This is a genomic window from Micromonospora sp. RHAY321 (genome assembly GCF_023896955.1).
Taxonomy (GTDB): Bacteria; Actinomycetota; Actinomycetes; order Mycobacteriales; family Micromonosporaceae; genus Micromonospora.
The window spans coordinates 248,203-272,523 of the sequence record NZ_JAMHIW010000001.1 but is presented as its reverse complement, the minus strand read 5'-3'; the positions used below and the strand labels follow the sequence as shown (position 1 = coordinate 272,523).

Annotated in this window: 20 protein-coding genes and 2 pseudogenes; 13 read left to right on the top strand and 9 right to left on the bottom strand. The window is 66.6% G+C overall.

The features are described from left to right. The first annotated feature begins 10 nt into the window (after nt 1-10). Both M8C17_RS32080 and M8C17_RS01315 read left to right on the top strand, forming a co-directional pair. A complete protein-coding gene (locus M8C17_RS32080; protein ID WP_252414263.1) occupies nt 11-6,841 on the top strand; it encodes a polymorphic toxin-type HINT domain-containing protein in 6,831 nt (2,276 codons plus the stop codon). A gap of 4 nt (nt 6,842-6,845) precedes the next feature. Beyond that, complete coding sequence (locus M8C17_RS01315) at nt 6,846-7,343, top strand: hypothetical protein (RefSeq protein WP_252414262.1); 498 nt, start codon at nt 6,846-6,848, stop codon at nt 7,341-7,343. A gap of 153 nt (nt 7,344-7,496) precedes the next feature. Here M8C17_RS01315 and tnpB read toward each other — a convergent pair whose 3' ends face one another. Then, nucleotides 7,497-8,924, bottom strand: coding sequence for an IS607 family element RNA-guided endonuclease TnpB (gene tnpB, locus M8C17_RS01310; RefSeq protein WP_252414261.1), 1,428 nt, complete (start codon nt 8,922-8,924; stop codon nt 7,497-7,499). Beyond that, on the bottom strand, nt 8,921-9,496 hold the full coding sequence (locus M8C17_RS01305; RefSeq protein WP_252414260.1) for an IS607 family transposase: 576 nt from the start codon (nt 9,494-9,496) through the stop codon (nt 8,921-8,923). The genes tnpB and M8C17_RS01305 overlap by 4 nt, the downstream gene beginning before the upstream one ends. A gap of 82 nt (nt 9,497-9,578) precedes the next feature. On the opposite strand from M8C17_RS01305, the gene M8C17_RS01300 reads away from it, so the two are divergent. From M8C17_RS01300 to M8C17_RS32075, 3 genes are all read left to right on the top strand, one after another. Beyond that, entirely contained in the window at nt 9,579-9,722 is a 144-nt protein-coding gene (locus M8C17_RS01300; RefSeq protein ID WP_252414258.1) for a hypothetical protein, read from the top strand. A gap of 498 nt (nt 9,723-10,220) precedes the next feature. Then, complete coding sequence (locus M8C17_RS01295) at nt 10,221-12,029, top strand: Hsp70 family protein (RefSeq protein ID WP_252414257.1); 1,809 nt, start codon at nt 10,221-10,223, stop codon at nt 12,027-12,029. Between the two features lie 60 nt (nt 12,030-12,089). Continuing rightward, nucleotides 12,090-14,201: a BTAD domain-containing putative transcriptional regulator gene (locus M8C17_RS32075; RefSeq protein WP_252414256.1), complete on the top strand. Its 2,112-nt coding sequence runs from the start codon at nt 12,090-12,092 to the stop codon at nt 14,199-14,201. A 280-nt stretch (nt 14,202-14,481) separates the two neighbouring features. Here M8C17_RS32075 and M8C17_RS01285 read toward each other — a convergent pair whose 3' ends face one another. After that, complete coding sequence (locus M8C17_RS01285; RefSeq protein WP_252414255.1) at nt 14,482-14,868, bottom strand: hypothetical protein; 387 nt, start codon at nt 14,866-14,868, stop codon at nt 14,482-14,484. A gap of 202 nt (nt 14,869-15,070) precedes the next feature. Here M8C17_RS01285 and M8C17_RS01280 point away from each other — a divergent pair, with 202 nt between their 5' ends. Further along, nucleotides 15,071-15,514: a hypothetical protein gene (locus M8C17_RS01280; RefSeq protein WP_252414254.1), complete on the top strand. Its 444-nt coding sequence runs from the start codon at nt 15,071-15,073 to the stop codon at nt 15,512-15,514. Between the two features lie 190 nt (nt 15,515-15,704). Here the strand turns inward: M8C17_RS01280 and M8C17_RS01275 are convergent, their stop codons facing one another. Further along, entirely contained in the window at nt 15,705-16,322 is a 618-nt protein-coding gene (locus tag M8C17_RS01275) for a hypothetical protein (RefSeq protein ID WP_252414253.1), read from the bottom strand. Nucleotides 16,323-16,546: 224 nt separating this feature from the next. Here M8C17_RS01275 and M8C17_RS01270 point away from each other — a divergent pair, with 224 nt between their 5' ends. Beyond that, on the top strand, nt 16,547-16,744 hold the full coding sequence (locus tag M8C17_RS01270) for a hypothetical protein (protein WP_252414252.1): 198 nt from the start codon (nt 16,547-16,549) through the stop codon (nt 16,742-16,744). A gap of 239 nt (nt 16,745-16,983) precedes the next feature. Here the strand turns inward: M8C17_RS01270 and M8C17_RS01265 are convergent. After that, nucleotides 16,984-18,079, bottom strand: a pseudogene (locus tag M8C17_RS01265) (IS110 family transposase). A 105-nt stretch (nt 18,080-18,184) separates the two neighbouring features. Between M8C17_RS01265 and M8C17_RS01260 the strand changes: the two are divergent. Both M8C17_RS01260 and M8C17_RS01255 read left to right on the top strand, forming a co-directional pair. Beyond that, nucleotides 18,185-18,947 (top strand): annotated as a pseudogene (locus tag M8C17_RS01260) (transposase family protein); the annotation flags it as partial. Next, nucleotides 18,940-19,563 carry a hypothetical protein gene (locus tag M8C17_RS01255; protein ID WP_252414251.1) on the top strand — a complete coding sequence of 208 codons (624 nt, stop codon included), beginning with the start codon at nt 18,940-18,942 and terminating at the stop codon, nt 19,561-19,563. The pseudogene M8C17_RS01260 and the gene M8C17_RS01255, both read left to right, overlap by 8 nt. A gap of 170 nt (nt 19,564-19,733) precedes the next feature. On the opposite strand, the gene M8C17_RS01250 is transcribed toward M8C17_RS01255, so the two are convergent. After that, nucleotides 19,734-19,901, bottom strand: coding sequence for a hypothetical protein (locus M8C17_RS01250; protein ID WP_252414250.1), 168 nt, complete (start codon nt 19,899-19,901; stop codon nt 19,734-19,736). A 240-nt stretch (nt 19,902-20,141) separates the two neighbouring features. Next, nucleotides 20,142-20,417: a hypothetical protein gene (locus M8C17_RS01245; protein ID WP_252414249.1), complete on the bottom strand. Its 276-nt coding sequence runs from the start codon at nt 20,415-20,417 to the stop codon at nt 20,142-20,144. 400 nt (nt 20,418-20,817) lie between these two features. On the opposite strand from M8C17_RS01245, the gene M8C17_RS01240 reads away from it, so the two are divergent. Together M8C17_RS01240 and M8C17_RS01235 are read left to right on the top strand one after the other, a co-directional pair. Further along, entirely contained in the window at nt 20,818-21,135 is a 318-nt protein-coding gene (locus tag M8C17_RS01240; protein WP_252414248.1) for a hypothetical protein, read from the top strand. Nucleotides 21,136-21,311: 176 nt separating this feature from the next. Beyond that, on the top strand, nt 21,312-21,536 hold the full coding sequence (locus tag M8C17_RS01235; protein ID WP_252414247.1) for a hypothetical protein: 225 nt from the start codon (nt 21,312-21,314) through the stop codon (nt 21,534-21,536). A gap of 172 nt (nt 21,537-21,708) precedes the next feature. On the opposite strand, the gene M8C17_RS32070 is transcribed toward M8C17_RS01235, so the two are convergent. Beyond that, a complete protein-coding gene (locus M8C17_RS32070) occupies nt 21,709-22,188 on the bottom strand; it encodes a YcxB family protein (RefSeq protein WP_252414246.1) in 480 nt (159 codons plus the stop codon). A 396-nt stretch (nt 22,189-22,584) separates the two neighbouring features. On the opposite strand from M8C17_RS32070, the gene M8C17_RS01225 reads away from it, so the two are divergent. Continuing rightward, complete coding sequence (locus tag M8C17_RS01225) at nt 22,585-23,160, top strand: DUF4262 domain-containing protein (RefSeq protein ID WP_252414245.1); 576 nt, start codon at nt 22,585-22,587, stop codon at nt 23,158-23,160. A gap of 140 nt (nt 23,161-23,300) precedes the next feature. Here M8C17_RS01225 and M8C17_RS01220 read toward each other — a convergent pair whose 3' ends face one another. Further along, a complete protein-coding gene (locus tag M8C17_RS01220) occupies nt 23,301-23,627 on the bottom strand; it encodes a hypothetical protein (protein ID WP_252414244.1) in 327 nt (108 codons plus the stop codon). Nucleotides 23,628-23,860: 233 nt separating this feature from the next. On the opposite strand from M8C17_RS01220, the gene M8C17_RS01215 reads away from it, so the two are divergent. Beyond that, nucleotides 23,861-24,097, top strand: coding sequence for a hypothetical protein (locus tag M8C17_RS01215; RefSeq protein WP_252414243.1), 237 nt, complete (start codon nt 23,861-23,863; stop codon nt 24,095-24,097). Nucleotides 24,098-24,321 lie beyond the last annotated feature (224 nt).

Below are 24,321 nucleotides of genomic sequence, written 5' to 3'. Positions count from 1 at the left end.
AAGGAGCACCGTGAGTTCCGTCGATGTGAAGCGCCCATACACAGGCCGTTTTCTGAGGTCGGCCGGCAGAGTCAGCCGCCGCCTGTCGGGGATCCTCGCAGCCGTGGTGGCGGTCGGCCTGCTCGGGCAGCTTCCTGCCTCGGCTGAGACTCGACCTGGATGGAAGCCGCCGAAGGGTGAAGACGTCACGGGGGTGGCTGCGGTTGCATTGAAGCACCGGACGCGGCCGGTTTGGACTGCCGGCGATCGGCAGGTCCGCCAAGGTGGTGCCGTCGCGTGGCCACAGGCAGCCCGAACGACGGTGGACCTGTCTGCCGGGGCGTCGGCCGCTGCCCGAAGGGGCGATGGGGGAACGCAGGCCGCCGGTCTGCCGATCTCGATCACCCCGCTGAACGAGGCAGGGGCCGGGTCGACAGCTCGCGCGTTCACCGCTCCTGTTCAAAAGGTAACCGTTGAGGTCTCCGACCGGGCGGCCGCCGCGCGAGCGGGCGTGGCTGGCATCGTCGGGCGAATCAGCCGGGCAGACGGTCATCGCTCTGCAGGCGAGGTGGAAGTCGAGGTCGACTACTCCAGTTTCGCGGCGGCGTACGGCGGCGACTGGGCTTCGCGCTTGCGGGTGGTATCACTGCCCGACGGCAAACCGATGCCCGGACAGAACAACACCCGGACCGGCAGGGTGTCCGCGACGGTCCGCGTCGCGGGCAGCGGCGTGGCAACGGCCTTCGCAGTAACGGCCGGTCCCTCCGGCGACAACGGTGACTACAACGCCACCAGCCTCTCTGTGGCGGGCACCTGGCAGGTGTCGCAGCAAACGGGTGCCTTCTCATGGTCGTACGCCCTCAACAACGTGCCAGCGATGGGCGGCCCAGAGCCGTCGACGGCGCTGAGCTACTCATCGGGTTCGGTCGACGGCCTGTCCGCTGGCACCAACACCCAGGGCTCCTGGATCGGTGACGGCTGGGATCTGTGGCCCGGCTTCGTCGAGCGCAAGTTCAAGTCATGCGCCGACGACAAGGATGCGATACGTGGCGGCGAGCCCAACAACAAGTTGGTCAACAGCGGGGACCAGTGCTGGTACAAGCCAGAGGGCAATGCAACCATCTCGCTGAACGGCCAGGCGACCGAGCTCGTCAAGTCGAGCGGGAACACGTGGAAGGGCGAGGCAGACGACGGCTCGAAGATCGAACTGCTGAAGAATGCGTCCTTCGCTAACGGCGACGACGACAACGAGTACTGGAAGGTCACGAAGACCGACGGCACTCAATACTTCTTTGGCCGCAACCACGGCGTTGGCGGGTCGTCAGCCGCCACCGAGACCAAGTCGGTCTGGACGGCCCCGGTGTACGGCAACCACCCCGACGAACCCGGCTGGGTGGCCGGTGACTACGCCGCCTCCCGCACCACGCAGGCGTGGCGGTGGAACCTCGACTATGTCGTCGACCCGCAGGGCAACACGATGACCTACTTCTATAAGAAGGAGGAGGGTGCCTACGGACGTGAAGGCAACAAGGACAAGCGCACCACCTACGACCGCGGCGGCTGGCTGTCCGCGATCGAGTACGGCAACCGAGCCGACGCGCCCGCCACCACTTACGCGGCAGCCCGCGTCCTTTTCGACGAGGCCGACAGATGCGCCAGCAACTGCGGGTCCAGCGACAACCCGGTGACAGCGTCCTGGCCGGACACTCCCTGGGACCAGTACTGCAAGGCGGCGCCCTGCACGGACCAGCTTTCACCAACCTTCTGGACGGCCAAGCGGCTTTCGCGAATTCGCACCCAGGTCTACTCCGGCTCGGGCAGCACGTACAACGAGGTCGAGTGGTGGACGCTGCGCCACACCTATCTCCAGTCCGGCGCCAACGAGGGCAACCCGATGTGGCTATCGGGGATCACCCGCACCGGCAAGGTCACGACGGCCGGCGGCAGCGAGGCTAGCGACCCGGAGGTCGTCTTCGACCCCGGGACCGAAGCACTCGCCAACCGGGTCGACGCCATGGCTGATGGCCGCTCTAACCTGTTCCGCTACCGCATCCAGACCATCACCACGGAGTCGGGCGCCCAGATCGCGGTCACCTACTCGCCGGCCGAATGCACTCGCAGCGGCTTGCCGCAGGTGCATGCCAACACCAAGCGGTGCTATCCGAGCTACTACGGACCAAAGGGTGAAGAGCCCACCCTGGACTGGTTCCACAAGTACCGGGTCGACCGCGTCGACGTGTACGACAACACCGGCGGGTTCACCCACGAGCAGACCAACTACGACTACCTCGACCAGCCCGCCTGGCACTACGACGACTCGGAGTTGACTGAGCCGAAGAAGCGCACGTGGGGCGAGTTCCGCGGCTACGGCAAGGTGCGGGTTCGTAAGGGCCTGGAGTCCGGCGTGCAGTCGGCGACTGAGTTCCTCTACTACCGGGGTATGGACGGCGACAAGCAGCCATCAGGCACACGCGACGTCGAAATTATCGATTCCCAGCAGACCCGGGTCGCCGACGAGGACCAGTACGCCGGCATGGTCCGCGAGGAGACCACGCTGCTCGGTGCGGGTGGCGGCTGGATCGGCGGCACCATCACCACCCCGGTCAAGCAGGGACCCACCGCCACCTTCGGCAATCTCAAGTCCTTCATGACCAACACCGGCACGGTGCGCAGCCGGCTCAAGCTCGCCAACGGCTCGACCCGTTGGACGAAAACCGTCACCAGCTACAACGGCGACAACCTGCCCACCGCCGTCGACGATCTGGGCGACGAGTCCACCGTTACGGACGACCGGTGTACTCGAACCTGGTACGCCCGCAACGACACGACCTGGATGCTCGACCTCGCGAAGAAGACCGAAACCGTGGGGGTCAAGTGCGCGGCGACGCCGGCACTGCCTGGCGACATGTTGTCCGCTACTCGGACGACCTACGACAAGGACACCAACGACTGGGACACCTACCTGCCGGTCCAGGGCAACGTCGCGAAGGTCGAGGAGATCGACGGATGGACGGGCAGCACGCCGAACTGGTTCACCATCGGCCGGGCGAAGCATGACCCGGTCGGCCGGGTCATGGAGAGCTACGACGCCCTGGACCGCGTGACCAAGACCGATTACGTCCCGGTCACCGCGGGCCCAGTGAGGTCGGTGAAGATCACCAACCCCGAGTCACAGGTCAATACCGCGACCTACGCGCCGGCGTGGCACCTGCCTACGACGCTGGAGGACGCCAACGGCCTGCGCACCGACCTGACATACGACGGCCTGGGACGACTCCGCCAGGTATGGCTGCCAGGACGGCTCAAGAGCAGCCTCCCGGCGACGCCGGACAAGGAGTTCAGCTACGACGTCCGCAACACGGCACCCTCCGCGGTCACCGCGAAGACGCTGCTGCCCTCCGTCACGCCGGCCTACCACACGACTATCACCCTCTACGACGGCCTGCTGCGGGCACGGCAGATTCAGACGCAGGCCCCGGGCGGCGGCCGAGTCCTCAATGACACCGTCTACGACTCCCGCGGTTTGCTCGACTGGGCGTCCCAGCCGTACTACGACACCACCAACACCCCGCCGAACAAGGTCCTGGTGGGCAGCGTGGGCACGCCCGCGGTCCCCGCGCTCACGCAGAACGTCTACGACGGCGCCGGCCGACTGACCGATGCGATCTTCAAGGTGGGCGTCGACACCAGGTTCAACGAGAAATGGCGAACCACCACCACCTACGCCGGCGAACGCACCAGCGTCACCCCACCGGACGGCGGCACCGCCACCACGACCATCGTCGACGGACGCGGCCAGACTGTCGCTCAACGGCAGTACACGGACCGGACCGCAGTAGGCAGCGACACCGCCGGCACCTACGACGAGTACCGCTACGGCTACACCGACCGGGGCGAACTGGCGAGTGTCACCGACCCTGTAGGAAACAGCTGGAGCTACCGCTACGACCAACGGGGCCGCAAGACGAGCGAGGATGACCCGGACCGAGGCACCAGCAGCTACACCTACAACCTCGCCGGCGAGATGCTCACCTCAACCGACGCCCGGACCCGCACCCTCGCATACTCCTACGACAACCTCGGACGGAAGAAGACCGTTCGGGACGGTTCCACGACAGGCCCGCTGCGAGCCGAGTGGGTCTACGACACTCTTCAGTACGGCATCGGCAAGCTGACGAAATCGGTTCGGTACGAGCCCGCAGGTTCCGCGAACGCATACGTCAACGAGGTCATCGCCTACGACACGACCGGAAGGCCGAAGGACTCTCGCATCACCATCCCGTCCGCAGACGGAGCCCTGTGCGCGTCCAGCACCCTCACGCCGTGCTCGTACGGGTACACCAGCACCTACCGTCCGGACGGGCAGGTCAGCACCACTACCCTGCCAGCCGCAGCTGGCTTGTCCAGCGAGAAGCTGACCTACACCTACAACGACGTCGGTCTGCCCAATGGCATGCTGTCCGCGTCGCAGATCTACGTCAGCCAGACCAGCTACACCAAACTGGGCCACCAGTGGCAAACGATCCTCGGCGCGACCGGTAAGCGGACCTGGATCACGAGCACCATCGACGCGAACACCGGCCGACTGACCAACAGCAACGTCGTGCCTGAGCTGAAGCCCGAGGTCTTCAACTTCAGCTACTTCCAGGACCCAGCCGGCAACATGGAGAAGATCACCGACACTCCGGCCGGCGGCCCTGCGGAAACCCAGTGCTACACCTACGACCAACTGCGGCGACTCACGAACGCCTGGACACCGGGAACCGACAACTGCGCTGCGACCCCTGACGCGTCGAAACTCGGCGGTCCCGCGCCCTTCTGGCACTCCTACACCTACGACGCAGGCACGGAAAACCGCAAGACTGAAACCATCCACGGCACCACACAGACCACCACTCGCACGTACAACTACCCCGCCCAAGGAGCCGGCACCGGCTCGCATCCGCATGCCGCAACGAAGGTTGACTCCACCGGCGCCGCAACCAACACCGAGACCTACACCTACGACGAGACGGGCAACACCAAAACTCGTCCCGGCCCCGCAGGGCAGCAGGATCTCACCTGGGACAACGAGGGTCGACTCTTCGCACTCGCCGACAACTCCGGCAGCACCAGCTACGTCTACGACGCCGACGGCAACCGCCTGGTACGCCGCGATCCTGCTGGTTCGACGCTCTACCTGCCCGGCGGCATGGAGGTCCGAAAGCCGACCAGCTCCGCAGCCACCGGCACCCGTTACTACAGCCACAATGGCGGACCCGTCGCCGTCCGAGACTCATCCGGAGGACTCGACTGGATCGTCAGCGACCACCACGGCACAGCCGAGGCGACGATCCGAAACAGCGACCTCGCAGTATCCCGGCGACGTAGCCTCCCCTTTGGCGCCGAACGAGGTGCCGCACCCACGAACTGGCCGTCTGTGATGGACAAGGGCTTCGTCGGCGGCACCAAAGACAACACTGGGTTGACCCACCTGAATGCCCGCGAGTACGACCCCGCCATCGGCCGCTTCATCTCTGTCGACCCCGTCATGGACCTCGCCGATCCGCAGCAGTGGCACGGATACGCCTATTCACGGCACAACCCGGCCACCTTCAGTGACCCCAGCGGCCTTATCCCCGCAGACTGTGTATCAATTAAGGGTGGCTGCCCCTTATACCAACCGGGCAACGAAAAAGGCAACCAGGACGCAAAGAACAACAAGGATAACCGCTGCTGGCCGGCAAAATGTGATGCCGTCGCTGACGCCGAATACGCTTTTGATCCTGAAACCTGGACCGACCACATGTCGGACGGCCGGAAGGCCCCGAGTAAGGGCCAGGTCACCCTCACCGTCTGGGCGCAGCTCGTTTACGGCACGCACGTCTCCAACCTTACGGCAGTTGAACTCGAACGAGCCCGCTCGGACGTCCTCTGCTACAACTATCCCGACATCTGCCAGCAAATTCTCGACGAGATGTGGGCAGACGTCGGAAACTTCCTCGGCGAAATAACCGGGGTCAACGACGGGATTGACTGCGCAAACGGAAGTGTGTCGGGATGCGCCTGGACGATCGTCGGCTTCGTCCCGATCGGCAAGCTGAAGTCAGCCGGCAAGATCGGCGAAGCCCTGCTCGATACCGGAAAGGCCCTCTGCAGCTTCAGCCCCGAAACTAAAGTCGTCATGGCCGACGGCACCTCCAAGCCCATCAGCGATCTGAGGGTCGGAGACAAGGTCTTGGCCACCGATCCAGAGGCGGGTGAGACAAGTGGACGCACCGTAACCCATACCTGGATCCATCAGGACCGGCTGCATGATTTGAAGATCGACGGCAAGATTATTTCCACCACGGAGGGGCATCCGTTCTGGAATGCTTCGGTCGGAAGGTGGGAACCGGCAGATCAGCTCAGTTCCCGTGACAGGCTGCTATCCCTCAATGCTGCTTCGGTTCGCCTCGATGGTCGCCTCTCGGCGACGGCCCGCGTTGGGGTGGCGTACAACCTCACAGTTGCCGACATCCACACGTACTATGTGCTCGCCGGCAACACGCCAGTCCTAGTTCACAACACGAATTGTGGGAACCTTTTCAAGGGAGACGGTTGGCAGCACGTACTGCATGAACACGTAGACGGAAGTCCGGGGGTTGTCCCAGGTAACACTACGTTCTCCAAATATTCGGACCTGGAGGAAATCGGAGAATTGATCGAGGACACCGCCAAAGCCCGTGGCGTTCCGAATACTCCTAATCCGGTTACGGGGCTCCCCCGGGATGGAACGAAGCATACGGTGGATTTTGGTTACCCCGTTGGATCCCGTGGCGAGACAACCGTAGAGGTCATCCTGAATCCTGATGGCTCTCTCCGTACTGCATACCCGAGGTGATTGTATGGATGAATTCTTCCTGCGGTGGCGCATTGGAAGTCCTGGCTCAGCAACGTTTTCCTTGGATTTTCCGCAAGAGGCGGTCGAAGTTCACACGACCTACGTCGGTGACGGCTTGGGGTCTGTGCTGCAAGCAGCCCTCGACCTCCAAGGTGGGTCTAGCTCGGCGATAGCGTTTCTGCCCGCCGAGCCGGGAGGTACTTGCCTATTCTTCGCTGGCGCCGATTCGCTCGTGTATTTGCAGGTCGTCGATTTTGACGACATGTCATCTGAGGCCGGGCGTTGGGGCGGTGGACGGCTTCGCTGGAATGGCCATGTAAGCGTCGAGCGTTTCGTCCGCCAGACCGTGACCATGGCCGAGCATGTTTTGGTCAAGTATAAGAATGCGGCGGCATATTCCGCCGCTTGGGGGGGTGTCCTGTTTCCAGATGACAAGCTACGGCTCCTTCGAGATCGCATCGGAGACGATGCCAGTCAGCGGCGGGGGGTGAAGCCTGAATAGCTAGAGGGCCATTCCGGTCGTGGTCCACGCTGCCGCTGAGCACCGTCTGCAGCGCTGATCGCTCGGACGGCAGAACCGGTGGGCACCGGTAGGGTCGTCCATTAGGTTGTAGCGCTCGTCCATGCCGTCATAGCGCTGCTCGCCGTAGTACCGTTACCTTTCAGTGAGCGAAGGTGACTCCTGATTGGCAGTCGTCCGTTGCCGGGCGACGTTGACCGGATGGACCGGTCTTGACGCTTCACGGCCCGCCGCCCCGCCTGCGCATGCAGGTCTTACGGGTCTTACGTAGGCTCCACGTCCTGTTTTTGCGTCGCCCGGCAACTCCAGGTCGACGTGCCGCACGAGCGCGGCAAGATTACGTGCGGCGTTGACGTCCCGGTCCAGGGACAGCCTGCACGCGGTGCAGCGGAACGTGCGCTCGGCCAGCGACAGCTTGGGTTTCACCGTCTTGCAGGCGGAGCACGTTTTGGAGCTGGGGTACCACCGGTCGGTGACGTGCAGCGTGCTGCCGTACCAGCCGGTCTTGTAGCCGAGGTGCCGGCGCAGCGTCGCCGGGGCGGCGTCGGTCAGGGACCGGGCCAGCTTGCGGTTACGTACCATCCCCGCCACGTGGAGGTCCTCCACGACGATCGTGGTGAACTGCTGCGCCAGGCGGGTGGTGAGCTGGTGCCACGAGTCGGCGCGGACGGCCGCGACCGTGGCGTGCAGTCGAGCCACCGCGTCCTGTGCCCGCTGCCACCGGTTCGACGCGGTCCGCTTGCGCCTGGCCTGCGGGTCGTAGGGGCCGATCCGCCGGGCCGCACGGCGCTGCGCCTTGCCGAGTTTCTTCAACGCGGCCTTGAACGGCGCCGGGTTCGGCACCATCTCGCCGGTAGACAACACGGCCAGGTGCTTGATCCCGGCGTCCACCCCGACCACCCGGCCGGCCTTCGGCGCGTGCGCCGGCCGTCCGACCGTGCGCCGGACGGCGACCTGGAACGAGCAGAACCACCGTCCGGCGGTTTCGGTGACCGTGGCGGACAGGATCGTCGCGGTGCCGGCCTTCACCCGGCGGGCCAGCTTACGGGTGGATTCGTGGGTGCGGATGCGGCCCAGCCGGGGCAGCACCACGTGCCGGTAGCCGGGGTCGACCCGGATCGCGCCGGTGGTGAACCGGGCCGACCTGCGACCGTGCTTCCTCTTGGTCCGGGGCCAGCCCATCCGGCGGCCCTTGCGGGCACCGGTACGCCAGGCGTGCCAATTACCCAGCGCCGCGGACAGGTTCGCCAGCCCGGTGTTGAACGCCTCCTTGGAGCACTGCGCCCACCACGGCGCTACCCACTGCTTGATCTCGTTCCAGGTGCGCCGCAGGTCCGGTAGGGACCAGCCCTGCCACGGCGTCAGGTCGGCCTCGGCCACCCCGTAGCTGGCCTCGGCAGCCCGTTGCGTCGTCACCGCGCTGACCCGGCGCAGCATGTGGTTGTAGGCGAACCGGGCCGCACCGGTGTTGCGGCGCAGACCGAGAACCTGGGCGTCACTCGGGTCCAGGACGAACCGGTACGCCTGCACGGTCCAGCCGGCCGGCGGCTCGTACCGCTTCACGACTCGTCCTCGGCTGTGGCCGCGGCCACAGCGCGGCTGGCGCGGATCGCCCCGGCCCGACGGCCGTACAGCCGGGCGCACAGGCTGGTCAGGATCTCCGTCACGTCCCACACCAGGTCGTCGTCCACCTCGGCCGGGTCGGCGACCAACAGCCGGCGGCCCTGGGCGGCCAGCGCCGCCTCAACGTACTCGGCGCCGAACCGGGCGAACCGGTCCCGGTGCTCGACCACGATCGTCGTCACGGACGGGTCGCGCAGCAGCCCGAGGAACTTCTTACATCGGCCGTCCACGGCGGAGCCGACCTCGGTCACCACGCGGGAGACGACCATGTTCTGCCCGGTGACCCAGCCGGCCACCCGGGCGACCTGCCGGTCAAGGTCGGCTCGCCGATCGACCGACGACACCCGGGCGTAGACAACCACCTGGCCCTGGGTGTCGTTACTGACAACGTCCACCATGATCGTTCCCGACGGAAGACGCCGAGCGGGTACCGGCATGGTTCCCTCGCGGAACCATCGGTACGCGGTCTGTGGATGCACCCCGTTGCGGCGTGCCCACTCGGCAAGCTTCATGAGACCGACACTAATACTCACGTATCCGGATGTCTGCTCACAGAAGCGAGAACTGCTGACAACCCTTCCGCTCGAAGAACGAGTGGAAGTCGCCGAAGGCGGTGAACCGCTCGATGTCGCTGGCCCGCTGCACCAGCGGGCGCGGGCCCTGGACAAGGCCCGGTTCAACACCGCGCGGCGCACGGCGGTGACGAGCGGGCTCTGCCCGTCGTCGATGAGCCGCTGAAGGTGATCGGAAGCGACCCACGGGGACGGGCACCAGATGAACTGCGCCGGTTCCGGCAGGCCGGCCGCACGGTAGGTGGCTCGCGCTGCTGTCTCGGCGCGGTCGTGATCGGCGGATTCGGTTGTCAGGGCTGCGGCGGTCCAGACGCGGGCGAGGTCATCGGCGGGGGAGGGGATGGCGGTGTCTGAGGGGTCCACGGTTTTATCCAATACGCGTCGGTGTCGTTGGCGAGGGGCAACTGGTCGGGTGCCTTGATGGCTGAACATGACCGCTGGGTGGGCCATCAGGGTTCGACAAGGGGCAGCGCAGTGACCCGGATTCGGTCACAGCGTCTGTGGGCGGTGTTTCAGCCCCTACCAGGGCGGGTGAGGTGGCCGGCGGTGGTGTCGGTGAGTAATTCATGGGTGACGTGAACGTGATCCTCATGTTTGACTGAGATCTATGCGAGCGGGGGACGCGCGGCTAGCAATCGACTGTGGCAGCGCCAACACGAGCGCGGTGCTGGCATGGCCGGACGGCACCTGGGTGCCCCTGCTCTTCGATGGCCAGCCGGCGCTGTCCAGCGCGGTCTTGCTGTCGCCGGACGGCGGACTCCTGACCGGCCAGGGCGCGTGGCAGGCGGCAGCAGCGGCTCCGGACCGGTTCATTCCCACGCCGCGGCGCTCCCCGGAGCAGATAACTGTCGCGGGCACGCAGGTTGACGGCCTAGACGTCGTGGCCGCGACGTTGCGGCGAGTGGCCGAGGAAGCGCAGCGGACTGCGAGGGCGACCGTGTCCGATGTGCGGATGGTGGTGCCGGCGGGGTGGGGACCGCGGCGGCGGACGTGGCTGCGCCAAGCCGCGCACCGAGCCGGATTGGCGCAGCCCCGTCTGGTGGAGGCGCCGGTGGCGGTTGCCGGCTATCTGGTGGCCTCGGGTGTGCAGCTGCCGGTGGGCTCGTTCGTGGTGGTGTGTGATCTGGGCGCCGGCGCCGAGGTGAGTGTGTTACGGCGCGGGCCGACGGGATTCGAGGTCCTCGCTACCCTTGCCGACCCCGATGCCGGCGGCGCCGCCATCGACCGTTCCCTGACCGAGGCGCTGGCAGGCGGCGACCCTAGCTCCGCACCCGAGCAGGGCGGATGGTGGGCCCTGGCCGCGAGCGTCCGGGAAGCCAAGCACGCCCTGGCGATTCACCCCGCAGTGACGGTCGCGCTGCCATCGGGCTCGGCAACAGTGCTCAACGCCCCGGTCTTGGAACAGGCAGCGTTCCCGGTGCTGCGTCGTGCCGCCCGGTTGACCGGGGAGGTCATCACGGCGGCGGAGATCGAGCGGACCGCGATCGCTGGCATCTACTGCGCCGGCGGCGCCGCGCAGACGCCTGCGCTGGAGAAGGTGTTCATTGAGGTAGCCAGCCTCAACCCGGTGGTTGTCTCGGATCCGGGTCTCGCCGCGGTGCGAGGCGCGGCGGACGCCGGCGCCGCGGCGCCCGCCGGAGAGCCTGTAACCGCGAATGCCTCGCCGGTGCCGTCGGTGCGCCGGGCGGCGGCGATTGCCGTACCCGGTTTCGCGTCGTTGGCGCTGGTGTCGCAATTTCTGTTGACCCCGGTATGGAGCGGTGGTGGGGTGCTGTGGCGCTGGGCGACGCTGAACTGGGGTGAGCTGGCGATGGCCGCGGTGTTCGCTGTCGTCGCGAGCCTGGGCGCGGGCACCGTCATCGGCGCCGCCGTAGCCGCCCGCGAGCCCTCCGGCTCATCGACGTCACCGGGGGCGCATGTGGGCACCGGGATCCTGGCATCGGCGTCCCTCGGGACGGCGGTTGCCGGCATGTACGCGGTCGTCGGCAGCCTGTATATCGGCGACGAGGTCGGACCGTTCCTGCGGTGGGCGCTACTGCCGATCGCCCCGATCGTGGTGGTTGCCACGGTGATGGCGCTGGTTGCCGCAAGGGCGTGGCGGACACCTCGAGGCGGCTGGGCCGACATGCTGGCGTTCCCGGTGGGCTCGGTGATCACCGCTACGGCCGGAATGGTCCTGATCCAGTACTCGCTGGTCGCGGACCGGTGGCCTGACATGGTGGTGTGGATCGACCTCGCCGGCCGCATCGGAGGGCTCCTGCTCGGCGTCGCGGTCGTGATGGCCGTTGTCTCACCATTGCTGCTACGGATCATCCTGGCCGCGCCGCTGGGCGTGATCACCGCAGCCCTGGTGAGCCGACCCGCGTCAGGGATCCTCGGCGTCATCTACGCCATCGCGGTGACGCTGTGGTGGATCCGCCAGGTCTGGACGCGCATCATCCGCACCGACCCGAGGCCGGTCGACGCGCGATGAACACCTCAACCGTCCCCGCAGCTGGACGCGTTCCCGTGTCTGGTTGGGAAGGTGGATGAGGTGCGCCGGACCCGCCAGGTGGCATCCCTGCTGTTCCTGGCCCTGCTGCTGGCCGTCCCGCCAGTCGTGCTGGTCAGGATCATCGGTTGGCCGCTGACCGGCTGGCCGACCCTTCCGCAGGTCGAGCAGTGGGTGGCGCAGCCACTGACCGAGCAGACCCTGACCGCTGCCCTGAGCGTGCTGGCGTGGCTGGTATGGCTGCTGCTGGCCTACACCGTCACCATGCGGATGCTGATCCGGATGCTGGACAGCGTCCGGTGGCTTCGCCGGATACCGCTGCCCACGCCCCTGCAAGCCACGGCCACCGGCGTAGCAGGGGCAGCCGCCTTCAGCGTCGGCGCCCACACCGCAGCCGACCCACCGCAACAGAACGCGCAACCCATCGCCGCCGGAACCGAAGACGGGCACTCCGCGGCACGCCATGACAGCCACGCCGACACCCCCTACCTGGCGGTGGACGGGGGAGTCCTCGTGCCCGGCGGCTGGCTACCCGATGACGTCGCCCAGCAGGTTGGCGCTGCCGCGGCGATGGTGTGGCTGCGCCGCCGCCGTGCCTACCACCCCACCCCACCCGACCGTGAGCCCCGAGACCAGCCGGATCTGGCCGCGCTGCCCACCACCGTCGCCGCCGTCCAAGCCGCGCTCAGCGCCGAGCCCACCGCGTCACCCGCCCCACACGACGATTCCGCCGCTGCAGACGCCCCGGTAGTGCTGCCCGCTCCCGTTGCCGGCCTGCCCCGCGGCACCATCGGATTCACCGGACCCGGCGCCCTCGCTGCCGCCCGAGGAGCCCTGGTCACCGCCGCGCTAGCGGGGCTGCGCAATCCCGACGCCCCGCCGCTGGTCATCACCCGCTCCGCGTTGAACGCACTAATCGGCTCCGCCACCGACCACGCCACCGGGATTCCGCACGTGCGAGTGGCCGCCACCGCTCAAGACGCCGCAGCGATCCTCAGCCAGCCTCGCACCGCGGACCCCACCGGGCGAGACCTGGCAACCTCCGATGCAGCCCCGCGCTTACCGGGCCAGCAGCCACCGCTGCTCATCGTGGACGCAACTGCACAAGGCGCCGCCAGCAACTGGCGCGCGGCAGCCGCGGACACCGGCACCACGCTGGTGCTCGGCCCGTCGCTCAACGGCAGTACCTGGGTCATCGACCCCAGCGGCTACGTCACCTACCCCGATGGTGGGACGTCGAAGATGCGGCTGTGCGTCCTCGACCCGATGGCAGCTGCCGATCTGCTCACGGTGATCGGCCACGCGCACTCACCTGGCTCCCAGGAGCATCTCCCACCCGCGGGCCCCCGGATACCACGACAGAGCACCAGCCCGAAGCCGTCACCCCAGCCGCTACTATCACCGGTCGCCGGCGGCCGGAGCAAGCATCGGCTCGAGGTTCGCGTCCTCGGCCAACCCACTGTCCTGCGTGACGAACAGCCACTGACCATCCGCCGCACCGCGGCCCTGCAAGCACTGGTGTTCCTCACCGTCCACCCCGACGGCGCCAGCAGCCGCGAACTCGTGCAAGCCATCTGGCCGGGCCTACCCACCCACACCCTCACCGGCCGCCTCTACACCACTCTCAGTGAGCTCCGCGGCACCTTTCGCGCCGCCGAGGTGCCGACCGTCATCGAGCACACCGAGGACCGCTACCGCCTCAACCCCACCCTGCTGGACGCGGACCTCTGGCGATTCAACGCCCTCAGCAACGACGCCACCACAGCAGGCACTGACCGGGCCACCGCCTGGAAAGCGGTCACCGACACCTACACCGGCGAACTCGCCGACGGGCACGCCTGGCCATGGCTGCAACAACCGCGAGAGGCCACCCGCCGCGTCGCCATCGACGCCTACGCCGCCCTGGCCGCCATCGAGACCGACCCCCGGCAGGCCCTTACCTGGCTGCAGCGCGGCATCCGCGTTGATCCCTACAACGCCGAGCTGCACCAGCGGGCGATGACCGCCTTCGCGACCCTCGGCGACCAGAGCGCCATCGCCGCCCTCTACGACTCCTACGCCCGTCGCCTTGTCGCCGCCGGGCTTGAGCCCAGCGACGAACTGCGCGCCGTCGCTCGCCACCTCGCCCGTGAAACCCTCCTACCAGGCCGATAAAGGGCAGCGACGGCTGCCGTAGCCGCAGTGGGCCGCTCATCTGCTGGGCGGGAACCAGTTCTCCAACCAAAGCAATCAGCGCGGACCTCAAGTCCCATGCCCCACCGTGACGCAATCCAACGATTTTGTTGAGCGCGTCGGTTGTGCTGAGAGCTGGCGAACGAGACACGAGGCATGGTGACGGAGTCAACCCGGGCCGCCTGGGCTCGGCGCCGAGTGATCGCCGTACGCAACCCTGACGACCAGACGAATCCGTCCCACGACATGCTTGACGATCGGCCTAATCGCCCTGCTCCGACTTCCTTCGGTTGGGCAGCTCTTCAAGGAAGAACGTCACGTCATCGAGGGCGGAGAAGACCCGGCCGTCGAGGTCCGTACGCTCAGCGAGGCGGCGGACGAGCATGACTGATTCGGGCTCAAGGTACCCGAAGCGTCGGGCGAGGTGGCCCAGGCAGAGCGACGCCGTGGCGACGAGCCAAAGGTCAGTGCTTTCGTGCGCGATCCGGTTGCACCAGCCCTCGACAAAGATGCGGTCGTCGTCGTAGAGCGCTAGCCCTACCAACACCGAGTTGGGCGAGAGGGCCTGGTTTCTGCCCTCTAGAGCAGCAGTGAGCGCCTCATCCGCCTGACCGTGCGGCGCCAGCGGCGGATTCTCGTAGATGTCCACGGCGGGAGGCTACGACAGCGTCAAGCATGTGGTCGGACGCGAGACTCAAGCATGTGCCGTGACACGACAAGTGTGTTAGTGCCACCTGATGCTTCACGTTCCGTCCCAGCACATGCACGACGGTCGGCCTTGGTTGCTTCGTCGCCGTGGTCACGGTCGGGCGTGAGCAGGGATCAGCCGGCGATGGCCGTAGGCTTCGAGCATGAGCCGGTGCCTGACTGGGATTGCCGCCGAGCTGGAGGCGCTCACGCTGCTCGACTTCCACCCGATGAACGTCAACGCCGACGGTGCCGACCGGTTACAGGCGATCTGTGCCGAGCTGGTCGAACGGGACGACCCGGAGCGGTGGGCACCGCTGCTCTACTCACTCATGGAGAGTCTCGACGACGCGGACATGGGTAGTCCAGGCCCGATCGTGCACACCCTGGAGGCCTGGAGCGGCTACCCTCCGCTGCTCGCCGAATCGTTGCGGCGCAAGCCGACCCCGTTGACAATCTGGATGGCCAACCGCCTACTCAACACCGACCCCTCCGACGCAACCCAGTGGCTTGAGTTGCTGCGACAGGCGGTCGGACATTCGGCGGCGTCGCCCGAGGCCCGGGCAGACGCGGAAGACTTCCTCGAACACCAAGCCAGCCGCCGGTAGCACCGGAACGCGACGGCATCGACGGCCGACACGGATCGTGAACGCGGCCCATGCGTCTTGGCGATCATATCAAGCGTGTGGTGGGACGCCGGTGTATAGCATCAGCCGGGACACGACACACGCCACCAGAATTGTCGGGCTCCACTTGATGCGTGACGGATTGAGGTCAAATGATGGGCGACATGTCCGGCTAAACGATCTTGTACGCATCGGCTAGGGGCATCGATACGTCGCGCGGCCAGTCTCCAAGGTGCGGGAACTGGCGTAGGTAGCGCTCGCATCTCGCGGGGAATTCGCCCTGGTCACGTGGCAGGCGAGTCACCTTGACGACGTGGCGTGGGTCTGTGTGGCCGGGTCGCAGCATCTGAATCTGATCGTCGATGAACTCACCGCCCCCGAGATCGGCGACGGCCAGCGCCATGGCCGTCGCTACGACAACACTCACACACGTGCGGTAGGGACTAAAGACGGCCTCGACCTCGCTGCCGCCCTCTGGAGCATGGTCCATGACCATCAGCCAGACGCCGTCATTGCAGCCCGTAATATCGATTTCATAGTGGATCGCGCCAGGCGAACCGTTGGACTCGGGGTCGATGGGGTCACCGATGGTGGTTGACAGCAGTTCCGAGCCCCCAAGCCGCCGGCCGACAGCGATGCGACGCCCCTGCTCGTAACGTCGGTCAACGACCACGCTCAGTCCGGGTGTCGCGTCCACGCCGAGAAGCTCCGTTAGGGTGTTCCGTGCGGCGGTCAACACGGCAGCGAGCGGAACGGGTCTTGGCAACGACGCCTCAAGGTCGATCGACACGGAGAAACCGTAGCGCCCCGTCCGCGCCGGGCCTGCCAGTGCCGTCACGCATTAAGTGGAGCCACGGTGTCACCCATCAACCGGAGTACGACAGCCGGCTGCCGGCGAAGTGGACGCTCCTATTTTCCCGCAACCCCGCCGAGTCAAGTTGGTGCGGGATCAGGGCTGTTGGGAAGCCGGCCTGGGCAAACTGGGCTGGTTATGGCTGTCGTCTGAAGATCGCCATGAATCAGGGCGGCGAACGCGTTAGCGATCTGCCGGACGGGCTGCAGATCGAGATCAGCTCCCCAGGGATTGCTTCCGCCGACACGTCGATCGTTGAGCCACGCCGCCGGGATGCGGCCGTTCCGACCGGCAAGTCGGATGAGGTGCTCGTGGGCTTGGTCGACCAGTCGCAGCGCCACCGCGACTCGGCCTTGTGACGTGAGGAGAGCGTCGAGGTTGGCGTCAACGCAGCCCTGGAAGCCGATGCGGGCCTGTTTCCGCCAGTGTCGTTGAGCGTCCTGCAACCAAGCCAGGTGCGTGCGTGGGCACGACCTCCGCGAGAGCTTCGAGCCAGACTTCTAGCAGGCCGTCGCGAGCCCAGAAGCCTTGGCCACGAAAATTCGTGAAAGTCGAACCCATGATCTCGACTGTGGCAGCAGGTGCGGGAGCCGAGCAACTAGGCATCCCGGAGGGGGCGCGTTGACCTCAGCGCATGTGGCACCTGGCTGGTGTCGGCGGTTCGAGTCAGTTGAGTGAAAGCTTCCCGGGCGACATGGCGCTTCAAGCAGCGCATGATCTCGGTCTTGGTCTTGCCCTCGGCGGTGCGGCGGGCGACGTAGTCCTTGGTGGGCTGGTGGCAGCGCATGCGGACCAGGGTGATACGCCAGAGGGCGCTGTTGGCGTCGCGATCGCCGCCGCGGTGCAGGCGGTGGCGATCGGTGCGTCCGGAGCTGGCGGGGATGGGGCGACGCCGCAGAGTCGGGCGAAGGCGGCTTCGGAGTGGAGCCGGTGGGGGTTGTCGCCGGCGGTGACGAGGAGTTGTCCGGGGGTGTCGACGCCGACGCCGGGCAGGGCGACCAGGTCAGGGGCCACGGCGGTGACGAGGGTGGTCAGGTGGCTGTCGAGGTCGTTGATCTCGGCTTGAAGGGCGAGCCAGCGGCGGGCGAGGCTGCGCAGGGCCACCTTTGTGGCGGCTGCCGGATCGGTCGCCGCGCCTGGCCTGAAGGCGGCGCAGCTACGGATACGGTGCTTGCCGGCCAGCCCGCGAAGGAGCTGCCGGACTGCATCGGGCGCGGAGACGACGAGCGCCTCGATTTGGCCGCCGGCTTGGATGCGAGCCTTCATCGCCCCACGGCGGGCGACGCGCAGAGCCCGGATCATCTCGACCTGCGCGTGGCGAGTCTTCGGAGTGCCGCTGGCACGACCGGACAACGCCGCGCGGGCTGCGGACTCAGCGTCGATGGTGTCGGTTTTGCCGACGCGGCGGCGGGTGGAGCGATCCGGGCGGTCAACCTCCACAACGACCAGGCCGTAGTCAGTCAGGAACCGCAGCAACCGGCGCCGTAACTGCCGGTGCCTTCCACGCCGACCTTGACGACCCTGCCGAAGGACTCAGCCCAGGTCGCCAGCTGCGCATAGCCGCGCATCGTCGTCGGCAAGCTTCTGTTGCCCAGCACCCTGGCGGCTTGGTCCAATACCGCCGCGACGTGGATGCCCTTGTGGGTGTCCACGCCGACGGTCACGTCCTGCTCCTCGCTCACCCTGTCTCCCACCTGCTGCATGAACGGCATGACTCGGCCGCTGAGCACGAGGAGAACGCTGGACAGAACGGGGATGAGGGACGAGCCCAAGCTCCTAATCAGGTCACCACGCCGGCCCGTGCGCGCCGAGATAGGCGCCCCCGCCGACCGGGTCGACGGGTCCACATGAGGGCACGGAGCCAGTTCAAAGTCGGGTCAGGCTCGGCCGGCGGGGACGCCGTCACCAGAATCCCGTTCGAAGTTGGCGTGAGCACCGCATGGCGGTAGGTGCAGGAAGCGATTAGCCCTCCTCGCGATGGCCGCCGATGACCTGGCAACCGCTATGGACCGGATCCGCCGACTGGCGTACGCGATTCTGGACGGCACCCTGACTCCGATCTACCGGGTCGCCGACCAGAAGCCGTACTACTGCGGGAAACACAAGCGCCATGACGTGAACGTGCAGGTCATCGCCGACGCCGCCGGCGGCCTCGTCCGGGCTTCGCCGGCGCTGCCCGGCTCGATCCATGACCTGAGCGCAGCCCGCGCCCACGGCATCATCGAGGCGCTGACCCGTGCAGACGTGATGACCTTCGCTGATAAGGGCTATCAAGGTGCCCGCGGTAGCGTGCGCACTCCGTTCAAGCGGCGCCGCTTCCGGCCGAAGCTGTCACGCCGGCAGAAGGCCGTGAACCGCGCCCACGCGACGATCCGCGCCCGCGGCGAACGCGCGATCGCCACCCTCAAGACATGGAGGACTCTGGTCAAGCTGGGGTGCTGCCCACGGCGAGCGACCACAATCGTGCAGGCCATCCTCGTTCTGCACCACGCCGAAGCCAACCGCTACGGAGGATGCAAGGCTCACCCATTGATCGCCGAGCTGAGGAGACGTGATGCCTGAACCCGCGGAGCTGGAGGCGCTGTTGCGCCTCATGCCGCCCGAGACGGAGAGCGACACGGTGGTCGGCTGGGACGAGATCGCCGAGTCCTGGGGGAGAGCCTTCCCGGCCGCGTACCAGCGCTTCATCGCAATCTATGGAGCGGGGATGATCGAGGACTATCTGGTGATCGGTACACCGGAGCCCTGGGTCGAACCGCCCGACGGGGACGGCGCTGACATGCGGGCCGGTACGGCGTTCGCCGAGGTCCTGTGGCAGGAGTCGCGTAAGGAGCGTGACCTCGAGGGCGCCACTCCACGGCTGGTCCTGTGGGCCGTGGACTCCAGTGGCGACAACCTGTGCTGGGACGCCTCCGATCCGGACCCCGAGAATTGGCCGGTGCTGCTCTACAACCGCGGCAAGTCCATCTGGCGTCGCTACGACTGCGGCATAGTCGAATTTCTCGTCCGCCACCTGGAAGGAGACTTCCCCACCTGCCCTCTGAGCGACGTCGGCCTTTTCGGCCGTAGGAGGGCCACCTTCCTGACCCGGACGGAGTACATGCGCCGGCTGCGGTCCGGGGTGGACCCGTGGACCGGCGAGCCCGACCCCTACGCCGGCATGTACAACTACGGATAGCACGACCATGGGATGAAGCCCGGCCGATGACGGCCGGGCTTCATCCCTACGTGAAAAGCTTCCAGCGCCCCTCGGAGCCGCACCCTCATCGATCTCCGGGCTCGCCGCACCCACCCTGAGCTGCAAGGTCAGGTTGGAAAAGGCTCAATGTCTAGCAGCTATCACCTGTGTCACCACCGCTGGCCCCCATCCAGTGGGGGGCTGAGCGGGAAGTCCCCGGCGTCATCGTCTGCTTGGCGATGCCGTGATTTTCGGAAGGAAATCAGCGCGAGGACGACCACGGTGACCAGGACCGCAGCAACACCGACGACGCCCATGGCCTGGATCACTGACGCCATCAGCCGAGTTTACGGCTGTCTAGCCACTCCAAGCGAGACAGCGTTGACCCAGCATGACGCCAGAGATGCGCAACCTGGGCGAGTCGCTGCTGAGTGACTAACTGAGTGACCACAGGGATGCACCAGGGAGGACGAGCGTGGACAGGAAGCGACGGTCGGTGAAGGTGCCGTCCACTGCTGCAACAGCCAGCCGAGCGGCGGTCCTTCATTCACACCGAAGAGGTAGCGAGGTTCAACGCCTCACTCTGGCATCATCCAGCCACCGAAGACGCCCACGACCATCATGCCTTCAGTCGAACCCAGCGTAGGAGTATCGCCCTTTGGCACGGCGAGCCTCGATCCGAGGTGTAGCTCTTGGCGTCCACTCTCGCTGCTGTCGACCCAGCCCGCGCCGGTGATGACACAGAACATTTCCATGTCTTCCGACGCTCCGAGCGTGACTTGCGTACCCGGAGCGAACGTAAGGACGCTGACGACGACACCCGCAGGGATGTCCGCTACGTCGGTCAATAGCACGTCTCCGACTGCTCCTGGATGTGTGCGAGACCGAGCAGATGCGGGTGCCAACCTAGCCATCGGCTGATCTTAGGGCTCGGCCGATCTCGTCGTCGTACCGTCCGCTCGCCCTCGCCCTCGCCCTCGCTCTTGGGGGCGGCCGTGCCCGTGTCGTGCCCGATGTGGCGGCCAACACCGGCACCTTGGCGGGCGTCTACTCGCTCCGTGTTGCTCGACCAGCCGGCACCGCTACCCAAGGTGTAGATCAATCCGATTCCCAAGCTGATGCGCGGCACCTTCCAACCTGACGGTGGGGTTGAGGTCGACGGAGCCGCTTCTGGTCAGGGAGCATGTAGCGGTGAGTTTTGATCTTATGGTCCTGTCGGTCGAGCCTTCCGCGACGGCAGACGATGTGCGGCAGATGGCCGATCACTGCACCGGCATGGAGCACCGAGACGGTGAGCTTGACCAGCGGATCGTCTCCTTTTACGAGGAACTGCGTGCGCGCTTCCCGGACCATCCGCCGTACGACCCGGAGTCGCCCTGGATGTCGGCACCTCTCGGTGCCGGCATCGACCACATGAGCATGAACATCAGCTACTCACCGCGGGGCAGTGAGGCGCTAGACGTCGTCCTGGACCTGGCGGAGCGGTACGGCCCGGTTATCTACGACCCTCAGGGTGACGAGGTCACCGGCTTGGGTGGGGACTACGAGGTCCCGGTGGGACCGGGTGACTAACTGAGTGACGACCGGGATCGACGTCGGCGGACAACTGTGGACGCCGGAGGACCGTTCTCGCAGCTCATCTGTCGCGGGGGAGCAAATCGGGCGGTTGTGTTGGTTGCCTGGTTGTGTTGGTTGCGTGGGGGTTAAGGAGTCGTCGGGGCCGCGTGGGGCACCGGCAGAATGGTGGCGTGGTGACCAAGCCCGTCATTGCTGGCCGTATGGAGCTGGTGGATGACCTGGAAGGGCTGCCCGGCAGTTCCGGCGGCTGCCTTTTTGCCCTGACGTTGGAGGTGCCGGTGTTCCTTCGCGTCGGCGACGTCTGGTGGGTTGAGGACGAGGTGCTGTACGTCCAGCGAGGGGACGTCCCGGCGGTGGCGCATCGAGGTCGCCTTGAATGGCGTCGGAGGTGGTAGCGCGGCATCCTGGGGCACGCAGGGGGCACAAGACACCGTGGTCAACCAGCGAACAACACCGTACGGGTTACTGGCCGTAGCCGAGCGGTCGGCTGCTGCGAGCGAGGACGCTGCCGACGTGATGCACGATTCGGCGGTCTCGCTGCTCGGTCTGGTCGCGTTGGGGGAACGGTCACCCAGCGAACTCGGGGCGCCCGACGATGAAGTCGTCCACGATCCGTTGATCCTCGGGCGAGAACGCCGCCCGCGGCACCGGGATCTGGCTCATGCCGTACTTCAGCAGCCAGGTATGGCGTCGCCGCCGAATCCGGCTGATGCCGGACCAGTCGATCTGGGTCCGGCTGCTCGCGGTCTGGATGTCGACGCCCGACGTGCTCACCCCGTACCGGAACGGCTCGACGAAGAGGCGGCGCTGCAGCAACCAACTCAGTACCGGAAGGAGTTCCATCACGGCGTACGCGGCACACAACACCAGCACGAGGTAGAGCAGCCGACCGTTGAACCCGGCCAGTGTGGCGAGCAGCGTGGCCAGCAGCACAACCAGTGCCGCGAGGGCGAGCAGAAGCATCCGCATGACGCGTTGCCAACGGCCCTGGGCGTCTTGGCTCATCCGCCGCAGCAGGCCGTACGTCACCTGTACTTCCCCGGTCACGTGCACGTGCCGCAGTATGGCACGGCATCGCCGCAAGTCGCGCGTCGCCCAGCGTGACAGCGATGGCCGCCCGAAGCGTCGGGAACCTGCCGAGTAAAGACCATGTCCACCACGTCAAACAGCTATCCGGCATCTGGGTTGCACCCGCGGAGCAGACAGCCTTCGCCGAAGACCGAGACCCCCCAACCGCGCCCATGAGGACCTCTGCCCGCGCAGACGGACTTCCTGTCCCTACTGCGGCGATTCAGTATCCGGATCTCATGGATTCTGCCGCGATCCGTGCGCTACGCAGCGTGGCGCCGAGCTGGCTCGGTTGCCGTCCGGTCGTGCCGATGAGCGGATGCTAAGGGACTCACCGCCTACGTGACACCGAAGTTCGCTCGGTACGATTCGCCGATGCCTGAACCGCTCAACCGCGAGTGTCATTGCCTGCTCTGCGAGGGCGACGGCAGGCCGAGGCGCTGGTGGCGGTCGGCCGAATGGTCTTGGCCAGATCGCGAGCGCCGCAACGCACGGCTGGTCCGTGAGTACGGGTGGGGCGTGACCGGCGTCCGCGGCACAACCATGCCCGACTGGGCGTACTCGATCGGCCTGTGGCACAGCTACGGCAGCGTTGAGGTCTGCCTACTCGGCGTCCCCCAACAGCAAGCTATGGTCATCGTCAACGCGGTCGGCCAACGGATACGTGACGGGCTCACGCTGACGCCGGATCTCAAACTGGCGGGCGTCATTGAGTGCGAACTCCGCCTCGCCCCGGTGCACAGCAGTTGGTACGAGCGATTGTTCGGCGCCGCCATTGACTACTATCAGCGCCCACCGTTCCCGGTGGTCCAACTCCTGTGGCCTGACACGTCCGGCCGGTACCCAGGGGACCCAGAGCGTGAGCACGGTACCTATGATGCGCAGCCGGAGCTGTGGCTGCCGATGGACGAGTATCCGCGCTGTGTGTGGACGGAGGCGCCAGCAGCATAGGACCGGTGCACGCACACATGCCGCGAGTCGCGCCTTGGGCAAGTTCGCGGATGCGCTGTTCGCGGCACGGGCGGATGAGTTCCGCCAGTCGAGCCTTTCTGTTGCTAACCCAGTCCGGGCAGCCTCTCGTGCGGCAGCGTTCAGTGCGGGAGGTCGCCCGAGGTCACACGGTCGGCCGCGTCCTGGAACAGTTCGGCAACCGGGCGGCTGACAAGAGTCCATCGGTACGGAGGATCCTGGTCTGGGGCGAACCCGTACAGGACAGACTTCCATGCATCGAATGCCGGCACGAATCTCCGTTCAAGCCAGGGCCCGGGGATGAAGTACCTACGTCCGGCCGACGGGCGCACGACTTCGACGAGCAGCCGTTTTTGCAGTAGCACCGAACCGAGTTGCGCTAACTGCCTAGGTTCCCAGGTGTTCCAGCGGCGCAGGTTGTGGTCGGTCGGGTCGGGGAGCGCCAGCATGAGGTGTTTCGGCTGCTAGACCGCCACGTGCCCAGGTCAGCCGATCGCCCATCTTGATCTCATAGTCCCTCGGTCGCCGTGCCCCATCGCGTGCCCGTTGGCCCGGAAGCCGAGGGTCAACGGCGATCAGCTCCTGGACGTGGCGGCCGGCATGGCGAGCCAGGTCAGTACCGCGCGGATAGCGGCCGTGTCCACACTCCTAAACCGCTTGCCGCTCGGTGCACTCTTGACGGGTGGATGTTGAGGCGGTGCGTATCGAGGGCCATCCGCTCCGCATCGAGGCTGTCCGTGCCCACCTGGCTGATGCGGGCAAGGCGTGGCAGGACCTCAGCGAGGAGCAGCGTCAGGAATACGTGCTGAGCCTGCTCGCGCCCTGCGCCCCTGCAGGAGCTGCTTGCCGAGCTGGTAGTGACGGCAACGCCGGTGACAGCAACAGCGCTGGACGGGCCGACGCTGCAACGGACGAGTAGAGCGTCGCCACCAGCAGTTGTGGAGTCCCTTGCACCGAGCCGACACTCCCGCCGAGGCTTGAAATCGGCGGATGCGAGAGCGAAGCCTTGACCGGCCGGGTCCATCAAGAGGCCACTGGCCCGCAGGTGTGAGGCGCCGTCAGGTGTTGTGAGGTTGTGTCAGCCTCTAACGCGCCCGCCGGCAGAGCGACACGCCATACCGTCGGCGTCACCAGCAGCATCCC

Bases quoted from the DNA above. Each gene is read 5' to 3' on its own strand.
- M8C17_RS01225 (WP_252414245.1), top strand. From the start codon at position 22,585: ATGCCTGAACCGCTCAACCGCGAGTGTCATTGCCTGCTCTGCGAGGGC.
- M8C17_RS01255 (WP_252414251.1), top strand. From the start codon at position 18,940: ATGCCTGAACCCGCGGAGCTGGAGGCGCTGTTGCGCCTCATGCCGCCC.
- M8C17_RS01240 (WP_252414248.1), top strand. From the start codon at position 20,818: ATGGCCGATCACTGCACCGGCATGGAGCACCGAGACGGTGAGCTTGAC.
- M8C17_RS01315 (WP_252414262.1), top strand. From the start codon at position 6,846: ATGGATGAATTCTTCCTGCGGTGGCGCATTGGAAGTCCTGGCTCAGCA.
- M8C17_RS01250 (WP_252414250.1), bottom strand. From the start codon at position 19,901: ATGGCGTCAGTGATCCAGGCCATGGGCGTCGTCGGTGTTGCTGCGGTC.
- M8C17_RS01220 (WP_252414244.1), bottom strand. From the start codon at position 23,627: ATGCTGGCGCTCCCCGACCCGACCGACCACAACCTGCGCCGCTGGAAC.
- M8C17_RS01270 (WP_252414252.1), top strand. From the start codon at position 16,547: ATGAATCAGGGCGGCGAACGCGTTAGCGATCTGCCGGACGGGCTGCAG.
- M8C17_RS01305 (WP_252414260.1), bottom strand. From the start codon at position 9,496: ATGAAGCTTGCCGAGTGGGCACGCCGCAACGGGGTGCATCCACAGACC.
- M8C17_RS01280 (WP_252414254.1), top strand. From the start codon at position 15,071: ATGAGCCGGTGCCTGACTGGGATTGCCGCCGAGCTGGAGGCGCTCACG.